Genomic DNA, 14,837 nt, shown 5'->3' with positions numbered 1-14,837 from the left:
TCCTTTCTTGTATTTTTTTGTAGCCTTTTAATATTATAGCGTAAGTTTGTAAAAAGTGCTATTATTTTAGTTGTAGAATTTTAGCTACATTAAATCAAAATTAATTGAGATGAAAACCCTTTTAAAAATTATATTAACGGCTTTAGCTGTTGTTGTTTTAGCCAAAATTTTACCAGGAGTAACAGTAATAGATTATACAACCGCTATAATTGTTGCTATTGTAATTTCGTTATTAAACATGTTTATTAGACCACTTTTGGTGTTTTTTACATTGCCAGCAACTATTCTAACTTTAGGGTTGTTTTTATTTGTAATAAATGCAATAATTATTTTATTAGCAGATAATTTGGTAGACGGTTTTGAAGTTTCTGGCTTTTTTACAGCGTTACTTTTTAGTGTTTTACTTTCGTTTTTTAGAACAATTTTATTTTCGATTTTTAAAGATAAGAATCAAATTAAGAACTAAAAGCAGCTCTTTGCAAACGATCATTTATAGATTTCCCTAAACCAGTTTCTGGTAGTTTTTCGGCAATAATAAGGTCTAAATCCAAGTGATCTAGTTCATGCAAAGCATCATACAATTTTGAAGCTGCTTCTTGTAAATTACTATTTTTAGATAAGATGATTTCAGTAAAAACAGCATCTGTTTTAAACGAGGAATTGTATGCTAAAATTCCAATTTTTTTAGTTGGATGGTTTTTAATTTCTGATGTAATATCCGAAGTTAAAACCGTAAAAGTTGCAGGCGAATAATGTTTATCTAACATTCCTGGAGCATCGGGATTTTCTTCTTTCTTATTTTTTATTTCAACTTTGCCAACAACAGCCTCAATATCCTCTAAAGATAAAGCACCTAATCGGTAAATAATTGGTTCGCCGTTTTCAAAACCGATAATGGTAGATTCAATGCCGTTTTTACAAGCGCCGCCATCTAAAACCATTTGAATATCATTTTTAAAATAACGCTCTACGTGTTCTGGCTTCGTAGGGCTAATACTACTAAAAGGATTTGCACTTGGCGCGGCCAAAGGAAAAGGTAATTTTTGTAAAAGTTCTAAAGTTACCGGGTGATTTGGTACACGCACAGCAACGGTGTCTTTGCCAGCAGTAATTATATCAGGAATGTTTTTTTGCTTTTTTAGCACTAAAGTCATTGAACCAGGCCAAAAAGTAGCCGCTAACAATTTTGCTTTTTCAGGAACTTCAGAAACAATGGTTTCTAATTCATCCACAGAAGAAATATGCACAATTAACGGATTAAAAAAAGGTCGTTTTTTTGTCTCAAAAATGCTTTTAATCGCTTTTTCGCTAAAGATATTTCCGGCCAAACCATACACTGTTTCTGTAGGTATGGCAACCAATTCTTCGTTTGTTAATAAAGCTATTGCTTTTTGTATGTCTTTAGAAATAATGCTCATAATTCGTTTGCAAAATTACGGATAAAATTGAAGTATCAAGATATTACAAATTAACTTTTGTGTTTTTTTTATTAGAAATTTAAAACGGAATAGTTTTTGGTGTTTTGGTTGTCTTAAATCTACCTATGAAAAAATTACTACTCACTTTTACATTTCTCTTTGTTGTTCTTACTACCCTTTCTCAAGAAAAATTAGGAAGACCTTTTATTACGGGTGATGTTAATTTTACGTTAGGTATTAATGAAAACTATACTATTTCTAATGATGAAGGCGAAACTTTTTTGGTTCCTTCTGCATTATTTTTTAGAGTAGGTTTTGGATACGAATTTCAACGAAGACTGGCTGTTGGCTTTAATGTAGGCTATGATTATCACTGGAATTATGCCGTAAGTGCGTTCCCAACTTATGGAAGTTTAAAGTATAATATAACCGAATTTGAGGATGATGCACATTTTATAGAAGTACGTTACGGTAAAATGTGGACTCCTTCGTCTAGATATCCCGACGGAAATTATTTTGGAGTAGGTTTAGGGATTCAGTTTGCTGGTCAAAAAAGATGGAACGCTATTCTAAGATTAGATTACCACAGAAAAGGAATTGTAGGTTTTGAAAATAATAGATTAGAGAGTATTTCTTTCGGATTTGGTTTTTCGTTTTTTTAAAATTCAGTATCCACCGTAAAACTCATTTTTTCGTTTGTCGAAGGATGTAAAAACTCAATAAATTCTGCATGAAGATGCAATCTGTTCGTTTTTTTACCGTACAAATCGTCACCAAAAATGGGTGTGTTTAATCCGTTTTTATGAGCAGCATGCACTCTTAATTGATGCGTTCTTCCCGTAATTGGATAAAAATAAACCCTTGTTTTTCCGTTTTCTCTTCGGATGATTTCCCAATCTGTTTCAGCATTTTTTCCGTGTACAAAATCTACTAATTGTTTTGGTCTGTCGTCTAAATCTACTCGCAAAGGCAATTTTATTTTTCCGTTATTTTCTAATAGATTTCCATCTAACAGTGCAACATAGCGTTTTTTAACCGTTCTATTTATAAACTGACTTTGCAAAACTTTGTTCGCCTCTTTGGTTTTGGTTAATACTAATATTCCGGATGTAGACATGTCTAACCGATGCACAATTAAAGGGCCAGTTGCTGTTGGATATTTTTCTTTAATTCTGCTATACACAGAATCGGTAATTTCTTTACCAGGAACCGATAAAAGTTCTGATGGTTTGTTTACAACAATTAAAACATCGTCTTCATAAATAATTTTGAGTTCTTGTTTTTCTGATAAATTTTCTATCAATAAATTAGCATCCATTTTAATACCTTCTAACATATGCGTTAAAATAGGTTTACATCTACTTTGGCAGGCTGGATAATAGTTTTTGTGCTGTCTAACGGCTGAGTTTGGCGAAATTCCCCACCAAAATTCTGCCATAGAAACTGGTTTTAAATCATTTGCAAAAGCATATTGCAATAGTTTTGGCGCAGAACATTCTCCAGAACCTGCAGGTGGTTTTATGGTTGGATCATTAAAAATATCCAATAAGTTTTTTAATTCTTTTTGTTGATTTAAAAAAGCATATTTACTAAATAATGTTTGCTGTAAATAGTTCGATTTTTCTTTTCGTTCTTTTTTTAGCCTTGTAATTTTACTTTGAAAAACAACTACTTCTTTTCCTGCTTTTTCACTTTTAGCTTCATAATATTCAACTAGTTCTTTGTAGAAAAATTGATCATTATAGCTTTCTTGCATTAATTTTTTGGTGAGGTTTTTAAATTCTAACGCACTTAAAACAGAGATTGCATTTTTCTTACGTAGTTTTCGATCAGATTTAGAAAGTTTCATTTTCTTTCTTTGATATTCTAAATCATCAGCAATTGAATCGGTAACTATTTTAAATGATTTTTTTAATTCTAAATACTGTTCGTTGTTTTTTATTAAAGTTAATTGCGCGTTTATTTCATCAATTTCAAGCTCGCCTTTTATGTAAAAGCTACCTGCTGTTCTCATATTAAAAACAGGAGGAACAAATTTTTCTGGGAGACTTTTATCCGCCAATTTACCCGAAAACGCTGCTAAATATCCAATTTCGTTTTGTTGGTTTTGCACAATTAAAACGCCAAACATTTTCCCGATTGGTAAATCAGTTTTAGTTGTATCCAAACCAAAGTTATGCTCAAAATCAGTTTGAGATTCTAAATATTCTTGAACTTCTTCCGAAGCAATTTTAGCCAAAGAATGCGGTTCGTAATAAAAAGGAAATGTAAATTTTTCTGAAAGTTGAATTTCAGAAATATCCGTTGTAAATTTTTGTAAATGTTTCAAGTATAAAATAGATAGAATAGTTAAATAACAATTTCAAAATTACGGATAAAAAAGAAACTACTGCTCATTGATTTCGTAGCTAAAAGAATCAAAAAGTACGTAGTTTTCTGTGGATGTTGTTTTATCACCCATAAAATGCAAATTCTCTAAACTATTATGAACTCTGAATTTTATAGTACTTCTTACGTTCGTTTGCAAAGTTTTTACCAAGTTATTATTGATGTACCATTTTACCAAATAATAGCCATTAACATTAAGTAACTCCATTTTAAAATCAGAATATTCGTTCATTTTCACGGCAAAATGACCAGAGTTTGATGGCGAAAATTGCGAAACACAAAACACTATAGCTTCATCATTTTTTAGATTTATTTTCTCTCGATCTAATTTTTGACCAGAGCCAATTTCAAAGTCAAATTCAAAGATGTCCTCTTCATTATGATATAAAAATGCACCGATACTACTTTGTTCGTACAACCTAAATTCTGGCACAAAAATTCGCCAAATATACGTTCCTGTTGTAAAGTTTCTTCTTTTAGTTCTTACTTTAACTCTATCGTTTGTAGTTGCTCTAGTAGTGATTTTTAACTTATTATTTTCTAAAGAATAAGAAGCTGGACTTTTCCAAGAATTGTTTTTCCATTTTTTTTTAAAGGTGATTTCATTTTTAAAATTTTCTTGAAAAGGTTTAGATTCTTTCATAAGTAGCTCACTAAATGTTCCACAATTTGAAAAAGTAATGATAGAAATTAATAATAAAATAGCAGTACAGTTGAGTTTCATTTATTAGAGATAAAAATTATTATTTTAGAGTTCTTCAAGTAATAAAAATAGAATTTTCTTGTCTTTTTCAGATAAGCTACTAGAAACATCTGTTGGATTAAAATGTAATTTAAACGAATAAATACCACCTTCTAAATTTGTAATATTGTACCCTATAAATTTCAAAGCTTTTGAAGAATCAAAATTTTCTGGTACTTCCGTAGTTTCCAATTTTGTTTCATCATACCAAATCCCGAATCCGTTTTCTGCCAGTTTTTTCCATGGAAATAACGCACTAGGATCTACTTTTCTGCCTGGCGCAATATCAGCATGACCAACTATATTTTGCAACGGAATTTTATATTTATCGGTTAGATTTTTTAGCAATAATAGTAAACTGTTTATTTGAGAATCAGAAAAAGATTCTTCACCATTATTATCTAATTCTATACCAATTGAAGCACTATTAATGTCTGTATTTTTCCCCCAACTGCCACCTCCAGCGTGCCAACCTCTTAGCAGATCGTTTAACATTTGTGTAATATTTCCGTTGTCACAAATAACATAATGAGAGCTCACTTGTGTTCTTTTTAAAGCAAAGGTTTTAAATGTTTCTTGGCAGCTGGCTTGATCTGTATGATGAATTACAATTAAATTTGGTTTTCTTAAATTAAAATTTTGAGATTTTAAAACGGCAATTTTCTCACTGTTAATTGTATCAGGAATTATTTTAATAAGTGATTTTCCTAACGTCCTCGCTTCTTTAATATAGGCTCTTTCAGATATTTTATAAATGTTTTTTGAGCAAGAACTAAATGCGAATAGAATAATTAATAGTTTTATGTATTTTATCATTAGTTTTAATTTGTTTTAAGATAACTCTTCATAATCTTGAAATAATTTTTAATTTTATCTAAAATACTTACTCATCAATTTCAATTGCTGAAAGTTACGTAGGATTGTCAATATCATATACATATTGATAGCCTTTAGATTCTTTTTTACAGAAAGATGCGATCAATTTTATCATTTTTTGAAAATCTTTTAAAGTTAAAATATAGAAAAAAACTTGGTTGTATTCGGTAAGAATTCCTTCATCAGATGTAAACAAACCAAAAATTATTAGGATGGTTTTTTAACTTGTATTTTATTTTTCGTAGGATGAAAAAATTTAACTTCGCTAACGTTTAGTATAAGAGCAGTAGCAGATTTATACGCACTAACTTTCGGATAGCAATATACTTAATTAAAAAGCAATAGCGGTTCAAGTTAAAACCCAAACCGCTATTGCTTTTATACATTGTTGTAAGTAGTTTTTAATTCAGTTCTTTCAATAAAGTTTCAGCTGCGAGTTTTCCTAATTCATTTGATGCTAATGGACTTGCACCTGTAATTAGTCTTCTATCTACACAAACTGTTTTATCAGATTCTGTATTAACAATAGTAGCACCTAAGTTTTTCAATCTTTCGCTCACACCGTTTTTCATGTGACCTGGCAAATAACCAATCATTGGTGTCATTTCATCCACAGCGTCTGGGAATACAGCCATCTTGTATCCATCATAAAGGAATTTTTGATTGTCCAGCGTAGTGGATAATAATGCTCCTGGACCATGACAAAGCGTAATAGTGAACAAATCACTTTGATGTGCCCAATTCAATACCTTACTTACGTTTTTATCTTCTGGAATACCAATCATTGCTCCATGTCCACCTGGCACAAATACAGCAGCATAAGAACTATCATTTGTAAATGAATTAGTGATAAAATCTGTCAATTTTTTAGGTTGCTCAAAATTCGATTTGTACTCATTATAAATAGCTTTCACATTCTCATCTTCATTCGGAAAAGCCCACATTTCAAATACAACAGGTTTACCAGTAGGAGTTACGATTTCAAAATCAAATCCTGCATTTTTTAGGTGTAACATTGGAACAAGTGCTTCTATTGGGTGATTTCCCGTAGAAAACAGTTTGCCGTTTTTCATTTCCAAGTTTTTTTGTTCAGTGAAGATTACTAAAATCTTTGATTTTTCTCCTTGGTATTTGGTGTATTTAATATCTTCAAAATCTGTTACAGACACAGTTCCTAAATTCAGCGCTAAACTTGATGGGCTATATGAACCATCATCTTCTAGCGTTGGTCGTGATATAAAGTAGATTACTATGAATGCAAGCACAATTACACTTGCAAGTCCAATTAATATTTTTTTTGTCATGATTTTAATTTTTATGTTTTTATTAGAATAATACTTAATGGATTTTAATTACAATTTTCCCTTTTGCTCTACCCGATGCAAGATGTATGAATGCTTGAATACTCTCAGAAAATGGATATACTTTGTCTACAATTGGTTTGATTTTTTCATCTTCTATCATTGATTTTATTTCATTTAAATGTGCACCATTTGGATGCATGAAGATGAATTTGTACTCAACGTTTTTTTCACTGCTAGCTTCAGCTAATTCCTCTGGCAATTTATAATCGGCCATGCCGAACATTTTCGCACTCGCTTCATCCAAAGGGCCAACAACACTAACCACTTTTCCAGCTGTTTTGACAACTTCAAAAGATTCAAGCGAATAGTTTTGACCAAGTGTATCAAACACGATATCTACATCTTTGGCTATGCTTTTGTAATCTTCCGTTTTGTAGTCGATTACTCTGTCTGCGCCAAGCTCTTTCACCCATTGTACATTATTTGTGCTTGTTGTGGTATAAACATAAGCTCCTTTAGCTTTGGCATACTGAATAGCGAAACTTCCAACACCTCCAGAACCAGCATGAATAAGAACTTTATCGTTCTCTTTTATACCTGCGTACTCCAAAGATTGTAAAGCAGTTAGTCCTGCTAATGGTAAACTTGCCGCTTCTTCGAAAGAAATGTTACCAGGTTTTTTTGAAACAGCATCACTGGTTACAGCAACAAATTCAGCCAATGTGCCCATTTGTTCTTGCGGAACTCTTGAATAAACCAAGTCTCCAATTTCAAAATTACTTACTTCATTTCCTGTTTCTACAACAATTCCACTTACGTCATAAGCAGAGGTGCTTGGCAATGGTATTGGGAGCATACCTTGGAGGTTTCCAAGAATAATACTCTTGTCTATAGGGTTAATGGCAGCAGCTTTAACTTCAATGAGTACATCATTTGCTTGAACTGTCGGTTTGCTAACTTCATTAAAGGCTAGACTGTCTTTAATCTCACCGTATTTTATTATTTGTAATGCTTTCATATCTGTTTCGATTTATTTGGTTCTTAATTCGATACAAATGTAGAATGAGTATTTCGAGAAAAATTTACCCTATGGTAAGAAAGCTATTTTTTTACTTTTTCTACTCTAATACGACTCAAGCTTTGTTGGGTGATACCTAGATAAGATGCGATATGGAAATTTCGAGTATGCTGCTCAATATCGGGGTATTGCTTTAAGAATAAATCATACCTCTCGGCAGCACTTAATTGTAGTTGATTCAAGATACGCTTGTGCAAACTAACTACATGGCGTTCTAAATTGTGTCTTTGATAAGACTCGAATTCAGGAAAACGCGCATGAATTCCATCCAGTTCTTTGGCATTGAATTCAATAACTTTCGATTCGGTAAGACATTCTACCGTTAGTGTTGAAAGCTCATCAGTATGGATAGCTATGTAATCGCTTATCCACCAATCTTTAATTGCAAATAGTAAGGTGTGTTCCTTTCCGTTTTTATCAATACAGTAAGATCTTAGGCAACCTGATGTAACAAAGAATGTCTTCTTTACAGTTTGTCCTTGGCGAATTAAAACTTCTCCTTTAGAAAGTGTTTTTTCTTTCGAAATGGAATAAAGAAATTCTTCCGCTTCTGGTCTTAAGTGTAATCTGCTTTTTATTTTCTTGATTAAGTCTTCCAATTCTTAATTATGGTGGTTTTAATTACTTACAACGTAACACTGATATGACGTCCGTTTTAATGCCAACTATCAGGAGTTAGCGAAGTTAAATTTTTAATTTTCAAAAGACAACCTAAATTTTAAAATGGCTTTCACTTTTTAAGTAATAAACTAAAAAAAAGTACGGTTTTTAAAATCAATTACGCTTCATCAAAACTAGCCGATGGGCAAAATAATAAATCAATCGGGTTGTCAATTTCATATAAATATTGATAACCTTTAGACTCCTTTTTACAAAAAGGTTCTATCAATTTTATCATTTTTTTAAAACCATCTAAAGTTAAAATACAGAAAAACGTTTCGTTGTCTTTGGTAAGAATTCCTTCATCCGTTTTAAACAACCCAAAAATTAAATTGCAATTCCGCGGGGTTATAAAAGCTACTGTAGCTAAATCTAGTTTTTGTTTTTTATCAATAACGGTTGCTTTTAAAAGGTCTCTAAACAGAATCGCTTCTGCTTTGTTAAAATTGTACAATCGAACAATGTTTTGCTCGTGACCATCTATATCTTCAATATAATCTAATTCCATTTCTATTTTTAGTGAGACTCAATTTTGAAAACAGCAAGCTATAAGTTCAAAGTTGATAGTTGATAGTTGAACGAATCCCGCTTCATGTGCTGAACTTGTTTCAGTATTTAGCGAAATCTGTATTTTAATAATTTGATAGTTTGTTTAATGTGCTTCTAACCAGTTATCACCAATTCCTATTTCAACATCCAAAGGAACACTCATTTTAAAAGCATTTTCCATTTCGAATTTTATGATTGGTTTTATAATTTCTAACTCGTCTTTATGTGCGTCGAAAACCAATTCATCGTGCACTTGCAACAACATTTTAGATTTAAAGTTTTCTTTTTCAAAACGCTTGTAAATATTTATCATTGCTAGTTTAATAATGTCTGCAGCAGAACCTTGAATTGGCGCATTTACAGCATTTCGTTCTGCAGCACCTCTAACCACTGCGTTTCTAGAATTGATGTCTTTTAAATACCTACGTCTGTTTAAAACCGTTTCTACATAGCCGTGATCTCTAGCAAAATCAACTTGTGCAGCCATGTATGCTTTTAACTTCGGATAGGTTTCGTAATACGTATCAATCAACTCTTTTGCTTCGCTTCTTGATAAATCTGTCTGATTACTTAATCCGAACGCAGAAACGCCATATATAATACCAAAATTAACTGTTTTTGCGTTGCTTCTTTGTTCGCGTGTAACTTCATCCAAAGGAATATTAAATACTTTTGCAGCGGTTGAAGCATGAATGTCTTCGCCATTTTTAAAAGCATTCATCATCGTTTCTTCTTCACTTAACGCCGCAATAATTCGCAATTCAATTTGAGAATAATCCGCAGCTAATAAAACATAGTTTTCATCTCTTGGTATAAACGCTTTTCTAACTCCTTTTCCGCGCTCTGTTCTAATCGGTATATTTTGTAAATTTGGGTTGTTAGAACTTAAACGACCTGTTGCCGCAACTGCTTGCATATATTCTGTATGAATTCTTCCTGTTTTAGGATTCACTTCATTTGGCAACGCATCTACATACGTGCTTTGTAATTTTTTATATTGACGATATTCTTGAATATTTCGTATAATTTCGTGGTCTTTTGCCAAGTAAGATAAAATATCTTCGCCTGTAGCATATTGCCCAGTTTTAGTCTTTTTAGGTTTATCAACCAACTTCATGTTCTCGAACAAAACGATTCCTAATTGTTTAGGCGATGCAATATTAAATTCTTCGCCAGCGTGTTCGTAAATATTTTTTTCAAGTCTGTTGATGTCATCCGTTAGCACAACCGATAATTCATTTAAATAACTTGTGTTGATGTTAATTCCTTCAATTTCCATGGCTGTTAATACAGAAACCAATGGCAATTCTACCTCATTAAAAAGTTTGGTAACATTACCACTTTCTAATTCTGATGTAAAATGTTCTTTTAATTGAAGCGTAATATCTGCATCTTCAACAGCATATTCTGTTTGATCATTTATAGGCACAACTCTCATAGAAAGCTGATTTTTCCCTTTTTTACCAATCAATTCTGTGATAGAAACGGGCTGATAATTTAAATACGTTTCTGCCAAAATATCCATATTATGACGCATATCTGGGTTTATCAAATAATGCGCAATCATGGTATCAAACAAGTTCCCTTTTACGGGCATGTTGTAATTAGATAAAACTTTGAGATCATATTTTAAGTTATGACCAATTTTTTCTATTTCTGATGCTTCAAAAAACGGTCTAAATTCTTCTAAAATCGTTTTGGTTTCGTCTTGGTCTTCCGGAAAAGAAACATAAAATCCTTTGCCAATTTCAAACGAAAAAGAGATTCCGATAAGTTCAACTTCTAGCGCTTTTAAACCTGTAGTTTCGGTATCAAAGCAAACAGATTTTTGCTGCAGCAGTTTTTGCAACAAGATTTTTCTTGATAAAGGCGAATTTATATGTTGATAAAAATGATTGGTGTTTTCGATATTTTTAAATCCGGATGCAATGGCTTCATCCGTAATACTTCCGGTTCCTGGAGCCGCAAATAAATCAAACTGACCTTCTGTACTTGGCGGTGCTTTTTTAGTTGATTTTTTTGGTTCATCATCAGAAGAATCTTCTATAGAATTTACTTTTTCTGCATTTTCATCTGCAAAAGTTTTTGAGAAATTGGTTAATAAATTCCTGAATTCTAACTCGTTAAAAAGTTCGGTTACTTTTTCGATATCTGGTTGATCTAAAGTAAAATCATCAGCATCAAAAGTAACAGGAACATCCAACATAATTGTTGCCAATTGTTTAGAAAGGATTCCCAACTCTTTTGCTGCTTCTACTTTTTCTTTCATTTTTCCTTTTAGCTCATGGGTATTTGCTAACAAATTTTCCATAGAACCATAGGTTGCTAAAAACTTTTTAGCAGTTTTTTCTCCAACGCCAGGTAAACCAGGTATATTATCCGCCGAATCGCCCATCATTCCTAAAAAATCGATGACTTGTAAAGGATCTGTAATTTCAAATTTCTCTAAAACTTCCGGAACGCCCCAAATATCATAACCACCACCAAAACGAGGTTTGTACATAAAAATATTTTCGGAAACGAGTTGCGCAAAATCCTTATCTGGCGTTACCATATATACTTTGTAGCCTTCTTTTTCTGCTTGTTTAGAAAGTGTACCAATTACATCATCCGCTTCAAAACCCTCTTTTACCATAATTGGTATGTGCATGGCTTTTAAAATTTCATAAATATACGGAACGGCTAATTTGATAGCTTCTGGAGTTGCATCTCTGTTTGCTTTGTAGGCTTCAAACATTTCTACACGATCTACACTGCCGCCTTTATCAAAACAAACGGCTAAATGATCTGGTCTTTCACGTTTAATAACGTCTAATAACGAATTCATAAAACCCATAATTGCAGAGGTATCTAACCCTTTAGAATTGATTCTTGGGTTCTTTATAAATGCGTAATATCCGCGGAAAATTAATGCATATGCATCAACTAAAAAAAGTCTTTTTTGGTCTGACATTTTATCTTTTATTGAAAAACATAAAACTACAAAAAGTTATGATGAGAAGGAAACTTCAAACGGTATTTATAAAAGCAAAAAATTAGCCACGACTTCACCGATTTTTTAAATAACATCTTGCTTTTCTAAAATAATTGTATCGAGATAAAGTAGCTAATTTTAGTATCGTTCTTGCTGTTTGATTGTTAGCATCAAATCTTGGTGCTTGGCTCTATAAGCGAAGCGGTTTTATACTTATCTCAGAAACAATTGTATCGTTTAACTAAAATCATTTTATGCAATGTATTCTGCTGACTTTAAATCCTTTTTAAAAGGCGCTTTTAGTTGATATAAAATATCATCTGCTTTTTCTGCATCTAAAATATCAATTCCGTACACGATGTCTTTGGTGTCTTTGTACACAAAAGTGCCAAAAATACGATCCCAAAAAGAGAAGATATTTCCGAAATTGGTATCCGTCCAAGGCATTGTGTGGTGATGGTGAAATTTATGGGTGTTTGGCGAAATAAAAACGTAACTAATTGTTTTGTCTACAAAAAGTGGCAACTGAATATCCGCATGCGAAAAATAGGTAAAAAGTACGGTTAAAATGCGATACATTAAATAATAAGAAACCGGCAAACCCGCAATTATAATTCCTAATAAAGCAAAAGTCTCTCTAAAAATAAAATCTACTGGATGATGTCTCGTTCCAGAAGTTACATCTACATGCGTATCGCTATGATGTACAGTGTGAAAGCGCCACATTGCTGGGATTTTATGCAACATATAATGCACCAAATATTGAGATGTAAAATCGAGAATCATAATTGCCAAGATAATTTCTATCCAAACTGGCAGATCAATTTGGTTTAGTAATCCAAAATTATTGGCGTCAATCCAACTGAAAACGCCAACAGTTAAAATGCCAAAAACCACATTAATTATCATGGTAGAAAGCAGCAAAATTAAGTTTGTTTTTGCGTGTTTCCATTTATTATATTGATGTTTTTTTAACGGATAAATTCCTTCTAAAATCCAAAATAAAGACAAACAACCAACCACCCAAAAAAACTTTTGTAGACTGGTTAGGTTTTCAAAAAAGGCAACAATTGTATCCATCATTTTATGAAATTTAAAGTCATAAACTTACTAAAAAAACTTTAACAGCGGGTTAAAATTCATTCATTTTTTAACAGTTATCTTTGCGCATTCTTAAAAATAAATTTATGCCACGTTGGATTTTTCCATTGATAATAGTGCTTGTTCTAGCTGTAATTCTTGAAATTTATACCTTTCAAGCTTTAAAAACGATATCTAAAAGCAAATTTTTACGCTATGGTTTTTTGCTGATAAGTGTTGCTGCTTATGTCAATTTTTTATTAATTATGTTAAACTATTCTAGAAGCGACGGGCAAACGCCAAAATTTCAAATGGCGGTTGGTGTTTTGCTTACGGTTTTAGTTCCTAAATTAGTTATCTTGATGATCCTTTTTGGTGAAGATGTGTATCGTTTGGTTTTAAAAGCAATAGCTACAATTTCAAATACTGATACACAACCTTTAGTGGGGCGAAGAAAATTTGTTTCTCAAGTTGCGTTGGGTTTGGCGGCAATTCCGTTTGTGTCTTTTATCTACGGAATTGTGCAAGGAAAGTACAATTATAAAGTGATTAAATATCAGCTAAGTTTTAAAGATTTACCAGCAGCTTTTGATGGATATACGATTACTCAAATTTCTGATATTCATTCAGGAAGTTTTACCAACAAAAAGAAAATACAATACGGCGTTGATTTAATAAACGAACAAAAATCTGATCTGATGTTATTTACGGGTGATATTGTAAACAATAAAGCGGATGAAATGGACAATTGGATTGATGTTTTTAGCAAGTTAGAAGCAAAAGAAGGTAAATATTCCATCCTTGGAAATCATGATTATGGCGATTATATGGATTGGGAAAAACCAGAAGATAAAATCAAAAATTTTCAAGATGTAAAAGATATTCATCAAAAAATTGGTTTTGATTTATTGTTGGATGAACATCGTTATATAGAAAAAGACGGACAAAGAATTGCACTTCTTGGAGTAGAAAACTGGGGAAAAGGATTTAATCAAGCGGGAGATTTACAAAAAGCATCCGCAAAAATTAAAAAAGAAGATTTTAAAATTTTAATGAGTCACGATCCAAGTCATTGGCAAGAAAAAGTAAAAAATGACGACTTTAATTACCATCTTACTTTGAGCGGACATACGCATGGTTTACAAGTGGGAATAGAAATTCCGGGTTTTATAAAATGGAGTCCATCTAAATATGTTTACAAACAATGGGCTGGTTTGTATGAAGAGTTTGGTAGATTTATAAATGTAAACAGAGGTTTTGGGTATCACGCATTTCCAGGAAGAGTAGGTATTTGGCCAGAAATTACAGTGATAGAATTGAAAAAAGGCTGATAACCAGTATATTTAGTAAGAATTGTTATATTTGTAATAGTACAATTGTAAATTTATAAGTTTTTAGTTCCTTAAAAACATACTGTTATGACAAAATTTGGAGAATTAATTAGTGTTGATAAGCCTGTTTTAATCGATTTTTATGCGGATTGGAGTGAGGTTGAAAATAGTGTAGATATTTTAAGAGATGTTGCTGCAGCCTTAGGTGATAGAGCTAAAGTTATAAAGATTGATATCAAAAAAAATGAGACTTTAGCTGATGCTTTGCGAGTTAAAGGAAATCCTACTTTTATGATTTATAAAAATGGCGAAATGAAATGGCGCCAAACAGGATTTCAAGATGCAAATACTTTAATTGGTTTGGTACAGCAATACCTTTAGTATTCTAAGCCTTAAAAATTTAAAAAAAACAGACATCAAAGTTTCTAAATGAACTT

Annotated in this window: 15 protein-coding genes; 4 read left to right on the top strand and 11 right to left on the bottom strand. The window is 32.0% G+C overall.

Translation table 11 applies throughout. The features are described 5' to 3' along the window. Nucleotides 1-109: 109 nt before the first annotated feature. On the top strand, nt 110-466 hold the full coding sequence (locus BTO16_RS10990; RefSeq protein WP_105021734.1) for a phage holin family protein: 357 nt from the start codon (nt 110-112) through the stop codon (nt 464-466). On the opposite strand, the gene BTO16_RS10985 is transcribed toward BTO16_RS10990, so the two are convergent. After that, complete coding sequence (locus BTO16_RS10985) at nt 456-1,418, bottom strand: L-threonylcarbamoyladenylate synthase (RefSeq protein WP_105021733.1); 963 nt, start codon at nt 1,416-1,418, stop codon at nt 456-458. The two genes, BTO16_RS10990 and BTO16_RS10985, sit on opposite strands and share 11 nt — an antisense overlap. Before the next feature lie 125 nt (nt 1,419-1,543). On the opposite strand from BTO16_RS10985, the gene BTO16_RS10980 reads away from it, so the two are divergent. Then, nucleotides 1,544-2,080, top strand: a complete 537-nt coding sequence (locus BTO16_RS10980) for a hypothetical protein (RefSeq protein ID WP_105021732.1) — start codon at nt 1,544-1,546, stop codon at nt 2,078-2,080. On the opposite strand, the gene BTO16_RS10975 is transcribed toward BTO16_RS10980, so the two are convergent. The 10 genes from BTO16_RS10975 to BTO16_RS10935 all read right to left on the bottom strand — a co-directional run bounded on the left by BTO16_RS10975 (nt 2,077) and on the right by BTO16_RS10935 (nt 13,072). After that, on the bottom strand, nt 2,077-3,747 hold the full coding sequence (locus tag BTO16_RS10975) for an RluA family pseudouridine synthase (protein WP_105021731.1): 1,671 nt from the start codon (nt 3,745-3,747) through the stop codon (nt 2,077-2,079). The genes BTO16_RS10980 and BTO16_RS10975 overlap by 4 nt on opposite strands. A 57-nt stretch (nt 3,748-3,804) precedes the next feature. Beyond that, a complete protein-coding gene (locus tag BTO16_RS10970; RefSeq protein ID WP_146105389.1) occupies nt 3,805-4,530 on the bottom strand; it encodes a hypothetical protein in 726 nt (241 codons plus the stop codon). A 24-nt stretch (nt 4,531-4,554) separates the two neighbouring features. Then, complete coding sequence (locus BTO16_RS10965; protein ID WP_105021729.1) at nt 4,555-5,364, bottom strand: N-acetylmuramoyl-L-alanine amidase; 810 nt, start codon at nt 5,362-5,364, stop codon at nt 4,555-4,557. A 94-nt stretch (nt 5,365-5,458) separates the two neighbouring features. Next, nucleotides 5,459-5,620, bottom strand: a complete 162-nt coding sequence (locus tag BTO16_RS17635; protein WP_170064453.1) for a hypothetical protein — start codon at nt 5,618-5,620, stop codon at nt 5,459-5,461. Between the two features lie 205 nt (nt 5,621-5,825). Then, on the bottom strand, nt 5,826-6,728 hold the full coding sequence (hchA, locus tag BTO16_RS10960) for a glyoxalase III HchA (RefSeq protein ID WP_105021728.1): 903 nt from the start codon (nt 6,726-6,728) through the stop codon (nt 5,826-5,828). Between the two features lie 34 nt (nt 6,729-6,762). Beyond that, nucleotides 6,763-7,746, bottom strand: a complete 984-nt coding sequence (locus tag BTO16_RS10955) for an NADP-dependent oxidoreductase (RefSeq protein WP_105021727.1) — start codon at nt 7,744-7,746, stop codon at nt 6,763-6,765. 83 nt (nt 7,747-7,829) lie between these two features. Then, nucleotides 7,830-8,405 (bottom strand): Crp/Fnr family transcriptional regulator, encoded by a 576-nt coding sequence (locus BTO16_RS10950; protein WP_105021726.1) that lies wholly within the window; start codon nt 8,403-8,405, stop codon nt 7,830-7,832. Between the two features lie 179 nt (nt 8,406-8,584). Next, entirely contained in the window at nt 8,585-8,974 is a 390-nt protein-coding gene (locus BTO16_RS10945; RefSeq protein ID WP_105021725.1) for a hypothetical protein, read from the bottom strand. Nucleotides 8,975-9,118: 144 nt separating this feature from the next. Further along, nucleotides 9,119-11,968, bottom strand: a complete 2,850-nt coding sequence (gene polA, locus BTO16_RS10940) for a DNA polymerase I (RefSeq protein WP_105021724.1) — start codon at nt 11,966-11,968, stop codon at nt 9,119-9,121. Between the two features lie 273 nt (nt 11,969-12,241). Next, entirely contained in the window at nt 12,242-13,072 is an 831-nt protein-coding gene (locus tag BTO16_RS10935) for a sterol desaturase family protein (protein ID WP_245892102.1), read from the bottom strand. Nucleotides 13,073-13,176: 104 nt separating this feature from the next. Between BTO16_RS10935 and BTO16_RS10930 the strand changes: the two genes are divergently transcribed. Both BTO16_RS10930 and BTO16_RS10925 read left to right on the top strand, forming a co-directional pair. Further along, entirely contained in the window at nt 13,177-14,400 is a 1,224-nt protein-coding gene (locus BTO16_RS10930; RefSeq protein WP_105021722.1) for a metallophosphoesterase, read from the top strand. 87 nt (nt 14,401-14,487) lie between these two features. After that, entirely contained in the window at nt 14,488-14,781 is a 294-nt protein-coding gene (locus BTO16_RS10925) for a thioredoxin family protein (RefSeq protein ID WP_105021721.1), read from the top strand. The last annotated feature ends 56 nt before the right edge of the window (nt 14,782-14,837 follow it).

The organism is Polaribacter glomeratus (genome assembly GCF_002954665.1).
In the GTDB taxonomy this organism is placed as follows: Bacteria; Bacteroidota; Bacteroidia; order Flavobacteriales; family Flavobacteriaceae; genus Polaribacter; species Polaribacter glomeratus.
Note: the sequence above shows the minus strand (reverse complement) of the source record. Positions and strands in the feature narration are given on the sequence as shown.

Excerpts from the sequence above, each read along its gene's own strand:
- BTO16_RS10990 (WP_105021734.1), top strand. The coding sequence starts at position 110 with ATGAAAACCCTTTTAAAAATTATATTAACGGCTTTAGCTGTTGTTGTT.
- BTO16_RS10985 (WP_105021733.1), bottom strand. The coding sequence starts at position 1,418 with ATGAGCATTATTTCTAAAGACATACAAAAAGCAATAGCTTTATTAACA.
- BTO16_RS10980 (WP_105021732.1), top strand. The coding sequence starts at position 1,544 with ATGAAAAAATTACTACTCACTTTTACATTTCTCTTTGTTGTTCTTACT.
- BTO16_RS10970 (WP_146105389.1), bottom strand. The coding sequence starts at position 4,530 with ATGAAACTCAACTGTACTGCTATTTTATTATTAATTTCTATCATTACT.
- BTO16_RS10965 (WP_105021729.1), bottom strand. The coding sequence starts at position 5,364 with ATGATAAAATACATAAAACTATTAATTATTCTATTCGCATTTAGTTCT.
- hchA (WP_105021728.1), bottom strand. The coding sequence starts at position 6,728 with ATGACAAAAAAAATATTAATTGGACTTGCAAGTGTAATTGTGCTTGCA.
- BTO16_RS10955 (WP_105021727.1), bottom strand. The coding sequence starts at position 7,746 with ATGAAAGCATTACAAATAATAAAATACGGTGAGATTAAAGACAGTCTA.
- BTO16_RS10945 (WP_105021725.1), bottom strand. The coding sequence starts at position 8,974 with ATGGAATTAGATTATATTGAAGATATAGATGGTCACGAGCAAAACATT.
- polA (WP_105021724.1), bottom strand. The coding sequence starts at position 11,968 with ATGTCAGACCAAAAAAGACTTTTTTTAGTTGATGCATATGCATTAATT.
- BTO16_RS10935 (WP_245892102.1), bottom strand. The coding sequence starts at position 13,072 with ATGATGGATACAATTGTTGCCTTTTTTGAAAACCTAACCAGTCTACAA.
- BTO16_RS10930 (WP_105021722.1), top strand. The coding sequence starts at position 13,177 with ATGCCACGTTGGATTTTTCCATTGATAATAGTGCTTGTTCTAGCTGTA.
- BTO16_RS10925 (WP_105021721.1), top strand. The coding sequence starts at position 14,488 with ATGACAAAATTTGGAGAATTAATTAGTGTTGATAAGCCTGTTTTAATC.